We start from the raw sequence: 14,863 nt of genomic DNA, 5'->3' as shown, positions 1-14,863 counted from the left end.
TCCGCCCGGTAACGCCGGGCGGTGGGATGATTATTTGGCTACCGAGGAAGAACCGTCGGCGTGCCACTGGAAGACACCAAATTCAAATCCCTTTAGATCGCCTTTTTCATCCCATTTCAGCGGCCCAATCACGGTATCAGCCCCGTGTGCTTTCAGATCTTTCACCAAATCCAGCGGCGCTTTGCTGCCGCTACGCTCCAGAGCCGTCGCCAGCGACTGAACCGCAGCGTAGGTGATCCACACGTACGGGCCGCTCGGATCTTTTTTCTCTGCCTTCAGCTCATCCACGATGGCTTTGTTCGCCGGATCCTGGTCATAGCGTTTCGGCATCGTCACCAGCATGCCTTCCCCCGCCTCGCCCGCGATATTCGACAATGACGCATTACCCACGCCTTCCGGTCCCATAAACTGCGTTTTCAGGCTGACAGCACGCGCCTGGCGCAGCATCTGGCCCATTTCCGGGTAGTAGCCGCCGTAATAGACGAAGTCGATGTTGTCTTTTTGCAGACGCGCGATCAGCGCAGAGAAATCTTTCTCTCCGGCCGTGATCCCATCAAAAAAGACGATATTGGCGTTGCCCGCTTTCAGGCCGTCCTGCACCGAACGCGCCAGCCCTTCGCCGTATTGCTGCTTATCGTGAATGATGGCGATACGCTGCGGTTTCACGGTTTCAAGAATGTATTTGGCGGCGGTCGGTCCCTGAGAAGAGTCCAGGCCTGCCGTACGCATAATGTGTTCATAGCCACGCTGCGTCAGCTCCGGGTTCGTCGCCCCCGGGGTGATCATCAGAATACCTTCTTCTTCATAGATGTCAGATGCAGGCTGGGTGGAAGAAGAACACAGGTGGCCGATAACATACTGAATGCCGTCGTTGACGATCTTATTCGCCACCGCCACGGCCTGTTTCGGATCGCAGGCATCGTCATACTCAACGCCAACCAGCTTGTCGCCTTTGATGCCGCCTTTGGCGTTGATGTCTTTAATGGCCTGACGCGCACCATTAAATTCCATGTCTCCCCATTGCGCCACCGGGCCGGACATCGCCCCCACGACCGCCACTTTAATATCCTCAGCCATTGCTGCATGCGATATCGCTAATGCAATGACCCCTGCGATGACCGTTTTCGCATTCCGTTTCATTTCTGAGAACCCCATTTGTGATGTGATTTATAGTTTGTATTTATATGGTCAAAAAGCAGTCTGTGCTTTTTTTGAACTTCGCTACTTTTATCAATCCCATTAATGGTTTAGCGATGCCTTTTAAGCAAATACAGATTAAAATCTCTATTTTTCAGTCGATTAAGAAAAGATAATATTCTGCTTTTCACTATAGATAAACAAAAAAAAACGCCGTTGTCAGCATAAAATAACGATACAAAGGGCGGAATAAAACACTGCCTTTCAGGGAATTATTCTGCCTAATTTTCATTCTCTAATGTTTCAAACTGTACTTTTCGCTGTCAAAACATTAATCACCTAACAAATGATAGAAAAAAGAGAAAGCCTCCGGGGAAATTATTTCGGTAAACTGTCCCTATATTTTGAGATTTGGACATGCTGTTGATGAAGCTGACCATCATTCGTTTAGAAAACTTCAGCGCCCAGGATCGCATCGATCTGGGCAAAATTTGGCCGGAATATTCAGCCTCCTCCTTAACACTTGATGAAACGCACCGGATCTACGCCGCGCGCTTTAATGAGCGTCTACTGGGAGCAGTGCGGGTCACTCTCGGGACAACGCAAGGCGCGCTGGATTCATTGCGTATACGCGAAGTCACACGACGCCGTGGCGTGGGGCAATATTTGGTCGAAGAAGTGCTGCGCGATAACCCGAACGTCGTCTCCTGGTGGATGGCGGATGTCGGCGTTGAGGACCGGGTTGTGATGGCGGCGTTTATGCAGGCGTTGGGCTTTACGGCCCAGGAGAATGGCTGGGAGAAGCGGTAAAAAAACCGGGTGGCGACTGCGCCTTACCCGGCCTGGAGATGGCACGTTGTAGGCCCGGTAAGCAAAGCGTCACCGGGCAATGCCGTCATTTAGCGTCGGTCGCCGTACCGTTGGCGTGCCAGTCAAAGACGCCGAACTCAAAGCCTTTCAGGTCGCCTTTCTCATCCCAGGAGAGCGGACCCATCACGGTTTCTACGGTGTTCGCTTTCAGGTAGTTGGCGATCTCAGCCGGATCTTCAGACTGATTCAGGCCTGCCTGCAGAGATTGCAGCGCCGCATAGGTGGTCCATACGAACGCACCGCTCGGATCCTGCTTCTTCGCCTTGATGGCATCCACAATCGGTTTGTTCGCCGGAACCTGATCGTAGTTCTTCGGCTTCGTTACCAACATCCCTTCGGCAGATTCACCGGCAATGTTAGACAGGGAGACGTTCGCCACCCCTTCTGGTCCCATAAACTGCGTTTTCAGACCCGCCGCGCGAGCCTGACGCAGGATCTGCCCCATCTCCGGGTGGTAACCGCCGTAGTAGACAAAGTCGATATTCTCTTTCTTCAGACGCGCCACCAGCGTAGAGAAATCTTTCTCGCCAGCCGTAATACCGTCAAAGAATACGACGTCGGCGTTACCTTTTTTCAGCTCGTCCTGAACGGCGCGCGCCAGACCTTCACCGTATTGCTGTTTATCGTGAATGATCGCGATGCGCTTCGGTTTCACGCTATTCAGAATGTATTTCGCCGCTGTCGGTCCCTGGTCAGAATCCAGACCGGTGGTACGCAGAAGCAATTTATAGCCACGCGCGGTCAGTTCCGGCGCGGTTGCCGCTGGCGTGATCATCAGAATGCCTTCGTCTTCATAGATGTCAGACGCAGGCTGAGTGGATGAAGAGCACAGGTGACCAATAACGTACTTAATGCCGTCGTTAACCACTTTGTTGGCGACCGCGACCGCTTGTTTCGGGTCACAGGCATCATCATATTTCACGACGACCAGTTTGTCGCCTTTAATGCCACCTTTCGCGTTGATATCGGCAATCGCCTGCTCCGCACCTGTAAATTCCTGATCGCCATACTGCGCGACCGGCCCCGACATTGCGCCGACGACTGCGACTTTAATATCCTTAGCAAACGCCATATTGCTCAAAGACAGGGCGATACATCCTGCCAATAACGCTTTACCCTTCATATTCATCCTGAGAATCCCCATTATTGTGGTTATTACGTGTGTTGTGATGTTGTTGTTTAGCGCTTTATTTCAATTATAGGTGTGCAGTTCGCGCTTTTTCAGCACACTCTGCTAAAACATACCCGATTTTTACGATTTTGGAATAGCTAATTTGACAGTCAGATAACAAGTTGATGACAAAAAAAGTGGCCGCCGCAATGGGCGGCGCAGGTTTATCGTGTCAGCGAGTGCGTAATAATCTCCAGCGCTTTGCGAAATTGCGCGTCGGGGATAGTCAGCGGGTAGAGAAAGCGGATCACATTGCCGTAAACGCCGCAACTGAGCAGCAAGAGTCCTTGCGCCAACGCTTTACTCTGTACCTGGCGGGTAAATTCAGGAGACGGCTGACCGGAAGACGGGCAGTTAAACTCCACCGCCACCATGGAGCCCTGCGCACGAATATCCGCAATATGCGGACAATTCGCTTTGGCCGAGTTGAGCGCCTCAACCAGATGTTGGCCCAACGCGACGGCACGCGCGCACAGCTTCTCTTCTTCAATCACATCCAGTACGGCATGCGCGGCAGCAACGGCCAGCGGATTTCCGGCGTAGGTGCCGCCGAGTCCGCCTGGCGCTGGCGCATCCATAATATCGGCGCGTCCGGCAACCGCCGACAGCGGCATCCCGCCAGCCAGACTTTTCGCCATCGTGATGAGATCGGGTTGCACGCTGTAATGCTCCATCGCAAACAGTTTGCCCGTACGGGCGAAACCGGTCTGCACCTCATCGGCAATCAGGAGAATACCGTGGGTATCGCACAGTGCGCGCAGCGCGTGCATAAATTCACCCGGCGCGACATTAAAGCCCCCTTCACCCTGTACCGGCTCAAGGATTACCGCCGCCACCTGATCGGGCGCAATATCCGCTTTGAAAATGCGCTCCAGGCTTTGCAGCGCATCAGCGGTGCTAACCCCGTGCACCGCATTAGGATACTGCGCGTGATACACCGACCCGGGGAACGGTCCAAAGCCAATTTTGTAGGGAGCGACCTTTCCGGTCAGCGCCATGGTCATAAAGGTTCGCCCGTGGAAGGCGCCGCCAAAGGTGATAAGTCCTGGTCGTTTTGTGTAGGCACGGGCAATCTTCACCGCGTTCTCTACCGCTTCCGCCCCGGTAGAGAAAAAGGCGGTTTTTACCGGCCCGTTGATGGGGACACGTTCGTTGATGCGTTCCGCAAGCCGGACGTAGCTTTCATAAGGAACGATTTGATAAGCCGTATGGGTGAATGACTGAAGCTGCTTCTCAATGGCAGCGATTATTTTTGGGTGTCGATGACCGGTGTTAAGCACCGCAATACCGGCGGCAAAATCAATCACCTCATTGCCTTCCACGTCCCACAGCGTCGCGTTTTCTGCTCTGTCGGCATAAAAATCGCACATTACGCCGATACCGCGCGGCGTCGCCTGTAAACGCCGTTCATTCAGTTCGTTATTTTTCATTTTCATCCCCTAAGATGCGCAAAACCCATCGGTAAGTGTTTGCCAGGGGGAGAAAATTTGCCAGAACAGGCGTTAAAAAAACAAAAACCCCGGATATTCATCCAGGGTTTTTCGGGGACTTCGCGGGAATTACGCTTCGATAGCGGCGCGAAGTTTTTTCATGGCGTTCTTTTCAAGCTGGCGCACACGTTCTGCGGAAACGCCGTAGCGATCGGCCAGTTCCTGCAAGGTAGACTTGTTGTCTTCATCCAGCCAACGTGCACGAATGATGTCCTGGCTACGTTCGTCCAGCCCCTGCATAGCGTCGGTCAAACGGTTTGCCGCCTGCTCTTCCCAGTTGTCGTCTTCAATGCCGTCGGCAAAGTTAGACGATTTGTCCTGCAGATAGAGCACCGGTGCCATCGGCTGGCTGTCGGATTCATCGTCCGAGGACATATCAAACGTCATGTCCTGCGCCGCCATACGGGATTCCATTTCGCGAACGTCTTTGCTGGAAACACCCAGCTCGCGCGCCACCATTTCGACTTCATCCTGATTAAACCAGCCCAGACGCTGCTTGGTTTTACGCAGGTTGAAGAACAGCTTACGCTGCGCTTTGGTGGTCGCCACTTTGACGATACGCCAGTTACGCAGAACATATTCGTGGATCTCAGCTTTGATCCAGTGCACGGCGAAGGAGACCAGGCGCACACCCACTTCCGGGTTAAAACGGCGCACGGCTTTCATCAGGCCGATATTACCTTCCTGAATCAGATCCGCCTGCGGCAGGCCATAGCCCGCATAGTTACGAGCAACATGAACAACAAAGCGCAGGTGAGACAGAATCAGCGTCTTCGCTGCCTCCAGATCGCCCTGGTAATGCAGCTTTTCAGCAAGTGCCCGCTCCTCGTCTGCCGACAACATCGGCCACGCGTTCGCAGCCCGGATGTAAGACTCCAGGTTACCAACAGGGGCTAAAGCTAAATTTTGCATTTCTTTGGTCATTCAAATCCTCTCAATCTTTATCTTCCGGCGTTACAACAACAATCATGCCAGAGCTTATGAGCAACGAGAATATCATTCACATTTTTATCAGACAGTGATTCTATCCACAAGTTCAATGCAACGCTGTGAATAAACTACGCACAAAATGTGACACCGTTTTGAAAAATACGGGGGCAGGGACAGGAGATTTTTTTGAAGCTCTTTCCCTGCGAACGGGAATTCATTGCAGGGAAAGATTATATCACGGTTTTTTTAGTCAGGAGTAAAGTGACGTAAATGTTGTACCGTGGCAAGCCAGGCTGCCACCCAGCCAATCATTGAGCACACCAGCAACAACAGCAGACACTCGTCGAACGATAACCCGTTGATATCAAATTTCGTTCCGAAAACCTGCGCCACTTCGGTCACGGCGGACGACAGTCGCATCACCAAAATTTCTGACAAAATCAGAGAAAGGAATGCGCCAGAGAAGCCCAGCAACGCACCGCCATACAGGAACGGACGCAGAATAAAACCGTCTGTCGCGCCGATCAATTTCTGTACGTTAATGGTGTCGCGACGGGCAAAGATGCTCAGGCGCACGCTGTTGCCGATGACGAGGAAGACCGCCGCCACCATCAGTACGCCTATCATCGCCGATACCCGGCCAACCAGACCAGTCAGCGCGGCGAGACGAGCAAACCAGCTATCATCCATGCGCACTTCGTCGATACCGTTAATTTGCGAAATCCGATCGCGCAGCGTATTCAACGAGTCCGTTCCCTGAAAGTCGAGTTTCGGCACCACCACCGCCACGGCCGGCAGCGGGTTCTCTTCCAGCATGTCCAGCGCGCCGCCAAATCCGGACCAGTTACGGAACTCGCCCAGCGCGTCATCTCGCGACAGGTAATTCACTTTTTCCACGCCCTGCTCGCCCTGCAACTGCGCCACCACCCCTGCAGCTGCGTCATCATCCAGCGTTTTTTGCAGATATACGGTTATCTGCGGAGAAGGGTAATATTGTGTCGCCGCATGGTTCACGTTTTTGTAAACCATGTAGCACACGCTTGGCAGGGTCAGGGAGATCGCGATAACCATCACCGTCAGAAACGTCGCCAGTGGTTTGCTTTTCAGATCCTGTAACGCCCCCTGGAACGCGTAGCGAACCTGTTCGTTAAAGACGTTGGTTTTACGCGAGTTCGGTTTTGGCGCAGACTTCGCACGCTTTGGCGCATTGCGGCCACCGTCTGGGGACGCACCGCCAGATTTACGGAAGCGGTCCAGTCGACCACCGAATTGCCTGATTTGATTAATCGCGTCGCGCTTATTCACGGGCCTCGCCTCCATGCAAATGTCCATCGCTCAGGGTCAGCATCCGATACGAACGGCGGGAAATAAGCCCAATGTCGTGCGTTGCCATCAGTACCGTCACCCCGACGCGGTTAAACTCTTCGAACAGACGTAAGATCCCTTCCGACAGCGCGTCATCCAGGTTCCCGGTCGGTTCATCCGCCAGTAACACTGCCGGTTTATTCACCACCGCCCGGGCGATGCCCACACGCTGCTGTTCACCGCCGGAAAGTTGAATCGGGAAGTTCTTCGCTTTGTCCAACAGGCCGACTTTATCCAGTGCCGCCGACACGCGACGACGAATGTCGTCTCCGCTGGCGCCCGCGATAATCAGCGGGATCGCCACGTTGTCGAAGACCGTCCTGTCCATCAACAGGTGGTGATCCTGGAAAATCATCCCGATCTGACGGCGCAGAAACGGCACTTCACGGTTTTTCAAACGCGTGATGTCATGCCCGCTGAAATAGATTTTCCCGGCGCTTGGCCGCTCAATCCCACAGATCAGCTTCAGCAGGGTACTTTTCCCCGCACCTGAGTGACCGGTCAGGAACGCCATCTCGCCAGGCTGCATGTGGAATGTGACCCCTTGCAGCGCTTGTCTCCCACCGAGATAGGCCTTGCTGACATGTTCAAAGCGAATCATTGTTAATCCTCTCGGGCAAAAAGTGCCTCTATAAAATCGCCCGCTTTAAACGGACGTAAATCCTCGATACGTTCGCCCACACCAATATAGCGGATAGGAATGCCAAACTGATCGGCAACCGAGAAGATAACTCCCCCTTTCGCCGTTCCGTCCAGCTTGGTCAGAGTGATACCGGTCAACCCCACCGCTTCGTGGAACAGTTTGGCCTGGCTTATCGCATTCTGCCCGGTGCTGGCATCGATAGTCAGCATAACTTCATGCGGCGCGTCTTCATCCAGTTTCTTCATGACGCGAACGATTTTCTTCAATTCTTCCATCAGGTGCGCTTTGTTCTGCAAGCGACCTGCCGTATCGGCGATCAGCACGTCAACGTTACGCGCCTTCGCCGCCTGAATCGCATCAAAGATCACGGAGGCGGAATCTGCGCCAGTGTGCTGAGCAATCACCGGAATGTTGTTACGTTGCCCCCAAACCTGCAACTGCTCCACCGCCGCGGCGCGGAAGGTGTCCCCTGCCGCCAGCATCACGGATTTGCCTTGTTGTTCAAATTGACGCGCCAGTTTACCGATAGTGGTGGTTTTACCCACGCCGTTCACGCCAACCATTAAAATAACAAACGGGGTTTTGCCTTCTACATTCAACGGTTCTTCGACTTTCGCCAGGATCTCGCCCATTTCATCCTTGAGCAACCCGTAGAGCGCTTCGGCATCGCGCAGTTGCTTACGGCTCGCGCCGTCGGTCAGATTAGCAATAATCTTGCGGGTGGTTTCCACCCCGACGTCAGCGATCAGCAACTGCTCTTCCAGCTCTTCGAAGAGATCATCGTCGATTTTCTTTCCACGGAACAGACTGATAAATCCGGAACCGAGGTTTTCTTTGGTTTTTAGCAGACTGCGTTTCAGGCGCGCAAAGAAACCTTCTTTGGTCGGTTTTTCCTGTTCCTGAGCGCTCTCTTCAACCGGCGTCTCTTCTTGTACCTCTGCGGCGTCAACAACCGGCTCTTCTGTCTCTTCGACTTCTTCTGCCGCTTCTTCTTCCGCGTCGGCGGCCAGCGCCTGCGCTTCCAGCTCTTCGTCGGTTAATTCGGGTTCGTTTTCCTCTGCTTCCTCGACCGCCTCAATGATTTCGACGGTTTCCGCTTCCGCCTGCCACTCTTGCGGTGAAATCTCTTCGGCTTTCACCTCTTCCGGCAACGGCAGCGCTTCATGTTCGATAACATCGGCGACAGCAACGGTCGGAGCGGGTGTTTCAACAACCAGTTCTTCGACGATCGCAGCGGGCGTTTCTACGATTTCTGGTTGTGGTTCAACGTCGGATTCGACCGGCGCGTCCTCAACAATGGCTGGCTCCGGCTGCGGTTTTTCACTTTCGGCAACCTGCTCAGTGACTTCCACCACTTCAGCGGCAAAGGCTTCCGATTCAGCGTCTTTGTGCGGTTCCGCGGCGTGCTGCTGCTCTTCAGTCGCAACAACCTCATCAGTAACCTGTTGTTGTTCTTCGCTTTTTAGTTCTGTCTCGTTTTCCGGCGCCTGCTCTTTTTGACCAAAGCCCAGCCAGGAAAAAAAGCCACGTTTTTTCTCTTTCGCCATTTGCGACCATACTCCCCGCTGTTGCTTCATGGCACAGCGTCAACGCTATGTACATAGCAGCTATAAAAATGATGAAATAGTCTATCACTTAACTTAATTCACATCACCGCCTGGTATTACGTATCAGCCGCGGATTGGACCATTATTGACATGAAAAAACCGAATCACTCAGGCAGCGGTCAAATCCGGATTATTGGCGGACAATGGCGAGGTCGTAAACTCCCGGTTCCGGACAGCCCGGGTCTGCGCCCGACGACGGACCGGGTCCGCGAAACGCTGTTCAACTGGCTGGCGCCCGTCATGGTCGACGCCCAGTGTCTGGACTGTTTTGCGGGCAGCGGCGCACTGGGGCTGGAGGCACTGTCCCGCTATGCGGCAGGCGCGACGCTACTGGAGATGGATCGCGCGGTTTCCCAACAGTTGCAAAAAAATCTGGCGACGCTGAAAGCCAGCAATGCCCGGGTCATCAACGCCAACACCCTGGCGCACCTTGCCCAAACCGGAACACCGCACAACGTGGTCTTCGTCGATCCGCCCTTTCGTAAAGGACTGCTGGAAGAGACGCTAACGTTACTGGAAACGCACGGCTGGCTGGCTGATGAAGCCTATATTTATATCGAAAGCGAAGTCGAAAACGGTCTGCCGCCCGTCCCGGAAAACTGGTCGCTGTATCGCGAAAAAGTGGCCGGGCAAGTCGCATACCGTTTATATCAAAGAGAAAAATAAGGAGAACGTAATGTTGATTAATCTGGGACGGTTGTTGATGCTCTGCGTCTGGGCATTTTTGTTGCTTAACGTAGTACAACCTTTCCCACGGCCACTCAATATCTTCGTGAACGTCGCGCTGATCTTTATGGCGTTGATGCACGGTATGCAGCTCGCGTTGCTAAAAAGCACCTTGCCGAAAGAGGGGCCGCAAATGACTACCGGTGAAAAAATCCGCATTTTCCTGTTCGGTGTGTTTGAACTGCTGGTCTGGCAGAAAAAACTGAAGTCACAGATGAAGAAGTGATTTTTTTGCCCGGTGGCGCCACTGTTACCGGGCCTCTGTCTGACCCACAAAATCGACAAAGCGCGTTCCTTTGTAACTCAGCGTGCCTTTGTCTCCCACGGTCAGCGCATGATATTGCTGCGCATCCAGACGGAAGGTGTGTTCCAGACCGCCGCTCTGCGGTTTAAAGCTCGCCTCATAACGCATACTCGTGCCTGCCGGGGTGACCTGCTGCTGGCGCGAGCGTCGGTCATCGATCGGTTTTTCGCGTTTATTACTGACCACCACCGCCTTTTGCAGTAACGGCGCGCTCTCGTTATCCGCTTTTTCGCGCCGCTGTTGAACAAAGCGAAACGACGCAGCAACGACAATCAACCCAATGATAACAATGAAAAAAAGAGGTGGCTTACTCATGTTTTTAACCCATCAGAAAATACGGAAATAAGCATACCTTGCCTGTTATGGTGTTGTCATCCGCCTGTACCCGCCTCTACACTGGACACTATGGCCGTGAGCATATCGCTTGCGAAAAAATAACGAATTCAAGGAACTAAGATGCTTTGGTCGTTTATCGCTGTCTGTCTTTCCGCATGGTTATTTGTGGATGCTTCTTATCGTGGGCCTGCGTGGCAACGTTGGGTCTTTAAACCCGTCACTCTATTACTCCTGCTGTTACTTGCCTGGCAAGCGCCGATGTTCAGTGCCGTCAGCTACCTGGTACTCGCGGGGCTGTGTGCCACACTGGTGGGCGATGCGCTGACACTGCTGCCTCGCCAGCGTCTGTTGTATGCCATTGGCGCGTTCTTCCTGTCACACCTGCTGTACACCATCTACTTCGCCAGCCAGATGACACTCTCTTTCTTCTGGCCGCTGCCGCTGGTACTGCTGGTGTTGGGCGCGCTGCTGATCGCCGTCATCTGGACGCGCCTGGAAGAGTTACGCTTACCGGTGTGTACGTTTATCGCGATGACGCTGGTGATGGTCTGGCTGGCCGGTGAACTGTGGTTCTTCCGCCCCACCGCTCCGGCATTTTCTGCGTTTATGGGGGCGGCATTGTTGTTCATTAGCAATATTGTCTGGCTGGGGAGCCACTATCGCTATCGCTTCCGTGCGGATAACGCGATTGCCGCCGCCTGCTACTTCGCGGGGCACTTCCTGATCGTTCGCTCACTTTATCTCTAATAACGCTTGACTCTGGAGTCGACTCCAGAGTGTATCCTCCGGTTAATGAGAAAATTATCATCGACCGGAGGATGCCATGTCGACACCCGAAACTGATGGCAAAAAGGCACCACAATTTTCATCCTTTACCCTTGCTCCCGCGCCACAGAAGTCAGATGACTGCTGCTGTGAAGGGACGTGTAGCACCCCTGCCCCCCTTGTTTCCGACGCTATTAAAGGCACCCGTTATACCTGGAAAGTCGCGGGTATGGATTGCGCCGCCTGCGCGCGAAAAGTTGAGAATGCGGTACGCCAGGTGAGCGGCGTCAATCAGGTTCAGGTTCTCTTCGCGACGGAAAAACTGGTGGTAGACGCAGACCCCGATCTGCGTCAGCAAATTGAAAGCGCCGTCCAAAACGCGGGCTACACCCTGCGCGACGAACAGGCACCGGAAGACACCCCTGAGTCCCGGTTTAAAGAAAACCTGCCGTTGATTACGCTGATTATCATGATGGCTATCAGTTGGGGGCTGGAGCAGTTCAACCATCCTTTTGGCCAGGTCGCGTTTATCGCCACCACGCTGGTCGGTCTCTACCCGATTGCCCGCCAGGCGCTGCGCCTGATGAAAACCGGCAGCTACTTCGCCATTGAAACGCTGATGAGCGTCGCCGCCATTGGCGCGCTGTTTATTGGCGCAACCGCAGAGGCGGCAATGGTGCTGCTGCTGTTCCTGATTGGCGAGCGCCTGGAAGGTTGGGCTGCCAGCCGCGCCCGTAAAGGGGTCAGCGCGCTGATGGCGCTCAAGCCAGAAACCGCCACGCGCATCCGTAACGGACAGCGTGAAGAGGTGGCGATCGCTACCCTGCAACCGGGGGATACGATTGAAGTTGCCGCCGGCGGCCGCTTGCCTGCCGACGGTAAATTGGTTTCCGGTTTCGCCAGTTTTGATGAGAGCGCGCTGACAGGTGAATCCATCCCGGTTGAACGGGCAACAGGCGAAAAAGTGCCCGCGGGCGCTACCAGCGTTGACCGTCTTGTTACGCTCGAAGTGCTTTCTGAACCTGGCGCCAGTGCGATTGACCGCATTCTGAAGCTGATTGAAGAGGCTGAAGAACGCCGCGCGCCGATCGAACGTTTTATCGATCGCTTCAGCCGAATTTATACCCCGGCGATCATGGCCATCGCGCTGCTGGTCGCCCTCGTTCCGCCGTTGCTGTTCGCCGCCTCGTGGCAGGAGTGGATTTATAAAGGACTGACGCTGCTGCTGATTGGCTGCCCGTGTGCGCTGGTTATCTCAACACCCGCGGCCATTACCTCCGGACTGGCCGCGGCGGCACGCCGTGGCGCGTTGATCAAAGGGGGGGCGGCGCTGGAACAACTGGGCAGAGTCACCCATGTCGCCTTTGATAAAACCGGTACGCTGACCATCGGGAAACCCCGTGTTACGGCTATCCATCCGGCAGCAGAAATCAGCGAGTCTGACCTGCTGGCGCTGGCGGCGGCGGTGGAACAAGGGGCGACGCACCCGCTGGCGCAAGCCATCGTCGCTGAAGCCCAAACGCGCAAGCTGAGTATTCCCGCCGCGCAGTCTCAACGAGCACTGGTCGGTTCCGGCATTGAAGCGTTGGTCAACGGCGAGCGCGTGCTGATTTGCGCGGCGGGTAAACAACCTGCCGACGCCTTTGCCGGGCAGATCAATGAACTGGAAAACGCCGGACAAACGGTGGTTCTGGTGCTGCGTAACGAGACGGTACTTGGCGTGATTGCGCTACAGGATACGTTGCGTGAGGATGCCCACACCGCCGTTAGCGAACTCAAAACGTTAGGGGTAAATGGTGTGATCCTGACCGGCGATAATCCGCGTGCCGCGGCCGCCATCGCCAGTGAACTTGGGCTGGAATTTAAAGCCGGGCTGCTGCCAGAAGATAAGGTCAAGGCCGTCTCTGCCCTTAACCAGCAGTCGCCGCTGGCGATGGTTGGCGACGGTATTAACGACGCCCCCGCCATGAAAGCGGCCACGATTGGCATCGCAATGGGAAGCGGTACGGATGTTGCGCTGGAAACCGCCGATGCCGCCCTGACCCATAACCGCCTGCGCGGGCTGGTGCAGATGATTCAACTGGCGCGCGCGACCCACGCCAATATTCGGCAGAACATCGCCATTGCGCTGGGGTTAAAAGGGATTTTCCTCGTCACCACGCTGCTGGGGATAACCGGCCTTTGGCTGGCGGTGCTGGCTGATACGGGGGCGACGGTGCTGGTGACGGCGAACGCACTGCGGCTGTTGCGAAAAGGCTAATGTGTTTGTGCCGGATGGCGGCGTTGCCTTATCCGGCCTACGGGCTGCACGTGGAGTATTATTCTTTGTAGGCCGGATAAGCGTAAGCGCCATCCGGCACCGCTTACTGTCCTTTACGGATCAAATAGCGATACGGCAGTGATTCCGTCTCTTTCGCTAACAGTTCATGTTCCATAAAGGTACAAAAACCAGGAATATCGCGGGTCGTTGCCGGATCGTCGGCGACAATCAACAGCGTTTCACCTGTCTGCATGTTGCGTACCGTTTTACGCACCATCATCACGGGTTCCGGGCAGCGCAGTCCCTGAGCATCAAGCGTATGGTCGGGGGTAGAAAGCAGATCGGTCATTATCGTCTCATTTACGCAAAAAACGGCGGTAGTTTACCCCCAGTTTGCGAGTAAGCCAATCAGGTTAACGATTGCGTAAAAAACAACCATTGCATTGCGTAGTTAAAGCAGTATCATGCGGCGGCTTGAAAATGTTAAGACGCGTTATTGGCGCAGCCCTTTGATTGGGGCCAGTAAAATAGCGTGTCGCACGAAATGGGTTCCCTCACCCCAATTTAATTAAAAAGGTACAATATGACGCAGTTCTCTCAAACGCAGCGCGTAAACGCGTTGTTCTGGCTATCGCTATTCCATTTGCTGGTGATCACCTCCAGTAACTATCTGGTGCAGCTCCCGGTTTCCATTTTTGGTTTCCACACCACGTGGGGCGCGTTCAGCTTTCCCTTTATTTTTCTCGCCACCGATCTGACCGTGCGTATTTTTGGCGCGCCGCTGGCACGTCGAATCATCTTTGCCGTAATGATCCCGGCGCTGCTGATCTCCTATGTCATCTCGTCGCTGTTCTATATGGGCTCCTGGCAGGGATTTGGCGCGCTGTTGCACTTCAACCTGTTTGTCGCCCGTATTGCCGCCGCCAGTTTTATGGCTTACGCGCTGGGGCAGATTCTGGATGTGCATGTCTTTAATCGCCTGCGCCAGAATCGTCGCTGGTGGCTGGCGCCGACAGCATCGACGCTGTTTGGTAACGTCAGTGATACGCTCGCCTTCTTCTTTATCGCTTTCTGGCGTAGCCCGGACGCGTTTATGGCCGAGCACTGGATGGAAATCGCCCTCGTCGACTACGCATTCAAGGTGCTGATCAGCCTTGTTTTCTTCCTGCCGATGTATGGCGTATTGCTGAATATGTTGCTGAAAAGGCTGGCAGATAAATCTGAAATCTCGGCATTGCAGACGAGTTAAAGGTTCATTT

At 54.3% G+C, this 14,863-nt stretch carries 15 protein-coding genes; 6 read left to right on the top strand and 9 right to left on the bottom strand.

The window, feature by feature from the left end; translation table 11 throughout:
* Nucleotides 1-30 precede the first annotated feature (30 nt).
* Entirely contained in the window at nt 31-1,140 is a 1,110-nt protein-coding gene (gene livK, locus AC07NP_RS04470; RefSeq protein ID WP_192614233.1) for a high-affinity branched-chain amino acid ABC transporter substrate-binding protein LivK, read from the bottom strand.
* Nucleotides 1,141-1,563: 423 nt separating this feature from the next.
* Here livK and panM point away from each other — a divergent pair, with 423 nt between their 5' ends.
* Nucleotides 1,564-1,947, top strand: coding sequence for an aspartate 1-decarboxylase autocleavage activator PanM (gene panM / locus AC07NP_RS04465; protein WP_494659772.1), 384 nt, complete (start codon nt 1,564-1,566; stop codon nt 1,945-1,947).
* 85 nt (nt 1,948-2,032) lie between these two features.
* Here panM and AC07NP_RS04460 read toward each other — a convergent pair whose 3' ends face one another.
* The 6 genes from AC07NP_RS04460 to ftsY all read right to left on the bottom strand — a co-directional run bounded on the left by AC07NP_RS04460 (nt 2,033) and on the right by ftsY (nt 9,153).
* Entirely contained in the window at nt 2,033-3,136 is a 1,104-nt protein-coding gene (locus AC07NP_RS04460; RefSeq protein WP_494659701.1) for a branched-chain amino acid ABC transporter substrate-binding protein, read from the bottom strand.
* A 206-nt stretch (nt 3,137-3,342) separates the two neighbouring features.
* Nucleotides 3,343-4,608, bottom strand: a complete 1,266-nt coding sequence (locus AC07NP_RS04455) for a 4-aminobutyrate--2-oxoglutarate transaminase (protein ID WP_494659700.1) — start codon at nt 4,606-4,608, stop codon at nt 3,343-3,345.
* Nucleotides 4,609-4,737: 129 nt separating this feature from the next.
* Nucleotides 4,738-5,592: an RNA polymerase sigma factor RpoH gene (gene rpoH / locus AC07NP_RS04450; protein WP_045448525.1), complete on the bottom strand. Its 855-nt coding sequence runs from the start codon at nt 5,590-5,592 to the stop codon at nt 4,738-4,740.
* A 252-nt stretch (nt 5,593-5,844) separates the two neighbouring features.
* Complete coding sequence (gene ftsX, locus AC07NP_RS04445) at nt 5,845-6,903, bottom strand: permease-like cell division protein FtsX (protein WP_203359690.1); 1,059 nt, start codon at nt 6,901-6,903, stop codon at nt 5,845-5,847.
* Entirely contained in the window at nt 6,896-7,564 is a 669-nt protein-coding gene (ftsE, locus tag AC07NP_RS04440) for a cell division ATP-binding protein FtsE (protein ID WP_192614228.1), read from the bottom strand. Before ftsE ends, ftsX begins: the two co-directional genes overlap by 8 nt.
* Nucleotides 7,565-7,566: 2 nt before the next feature.
* On the bottom strand, nt 7,567-9,153 hold the full coding sequence (ftsY, locus tag AC07NP_RS04435) for a signal recognition particle-docking protein FtsY (protein WP_494659771.1): 1,587 nt from the start codon (nt 9,151-9,153) through the stop codon (nt 7,567-7,569).
* Between the two features lie 150 nt (nt 9,154-9,303).
* On the opposite strand from ftsY, the gene rsmD reads away from it, so the two are divergent.
* Together rsmD and AC07NP_RS04425 are read left to right on the top strand one after the other, a co-directional pair.
* Nucleotides 9,304-9,879, top strand: a complete 576-nt coding sequence (gene rsmD, locus AC07NP_RS04430; RefSeq protein ID WP_494659699.1) for a 16S rRNA (guanine(966)-N(2))-methyltransferase — start codon at nt 9,304-9,306, stop codon at nt 9,877-9,879.
* A 10-nt stretch (nt 9,880-9,889) separates the two neighbouring features.
* A complete protein-coding gene (locus AC07NP_RS04425) occupies nt 9,890-10,165 on the top strand; it encodes a DUF1145 family protein (protein WP_192614226.1) in 276 nt (91 codons plus the stop codon).
* A 24-nt stretch (nt 10,166-10,189) separates the two neighbouring features.
* Here AC07NP_RS04425 and AC07NP_RS04420 read toward each other — a convergent pair whose 3' ends face one another.
* Entirely contained in the window at nt 10,190-10,558 is a 369-nt protein-coding gene (locus tag AC07NP_RS04420) for a DUF2500 domain-containing protein (protein WP_301700399.1), read from the bottom strand.
* A gap of 141 nt (nt 10,559-10,699) precedes the next feature.
* Here AC07NP_RS04420 and AC07NP_RS04415 point away from each other — a divergent pair, with 141 nt between their 5' ends.
* Nucleotides 10,700-11,326 (top strand): lysoplasmalogenase, encoded by a 627-nt coding sequence (locus AC07NP_RS04415; RefSeq protein ID WP_192614224.1) that lies wholly within the window; start codon nt 10,700-10,702, stop codon nt 11,324-11,326.
* 76 nt (nt 11,327-11,402) lie between these two features.
* A complete protein-coding gene (gene zntA, locus AC07NP_RS04410) occupies nt 11,403-13,604 on the top strand; it encodes a Zn(II)/Cd(II)/Pb(II) translocating P-type ATPase ZntA (RefSeq protein WP_494659698.1) in 2,202 nt (733 codons plus the stop codon).
* A gap of 103 nt (nt 13,605-13,707) precedes the next feature.
* On the opposite strand, the gene tusA is transcribed toward zntA, so the two are convergent.
* Complete coding sequence (tusA, locus tag AC07NP_RS04405; protein ID WP_162380688.1) at nt 13,708-13,953, bottom strand: sulfurtransferase TusA; 246 nt, start codon at nt 13,951-13,953, stop codon at nt 13,708-13,710.
* A 234-nt stretch (nt 13,954-14,187) separates the two neighbouring features.
* Here tusA and AC07NP_RS04400 point away from each other — a divergent pair, with 234 nt between their 5' ends.
* The gene (locus AC07NP_RS04400) at nt 14,188-14,853 is read left to right on the top strand and encodes a 7-cyano-7-deazaguanine/7-aminomethyl-7-deazaguanine transporter (RefSeq protein WP_192614222.1); all 666 of its coding nucleotides are present in this window, start codon (nt 14,188-14,190) and stop codon (nt 14,851-14,853) included.
* Nucleotides 14,854-14,863 lie beyond the last annotated feature (10 nt).

Source organism: Citrobacter sp. GW821-FHT07H02 (assembly GCF_059418505.1).
The sequence above is the reverse complement of the archived record's forward strand: the minus strand, read 5'-3'. Positions and strand labels throughout refer to the sequence as shown.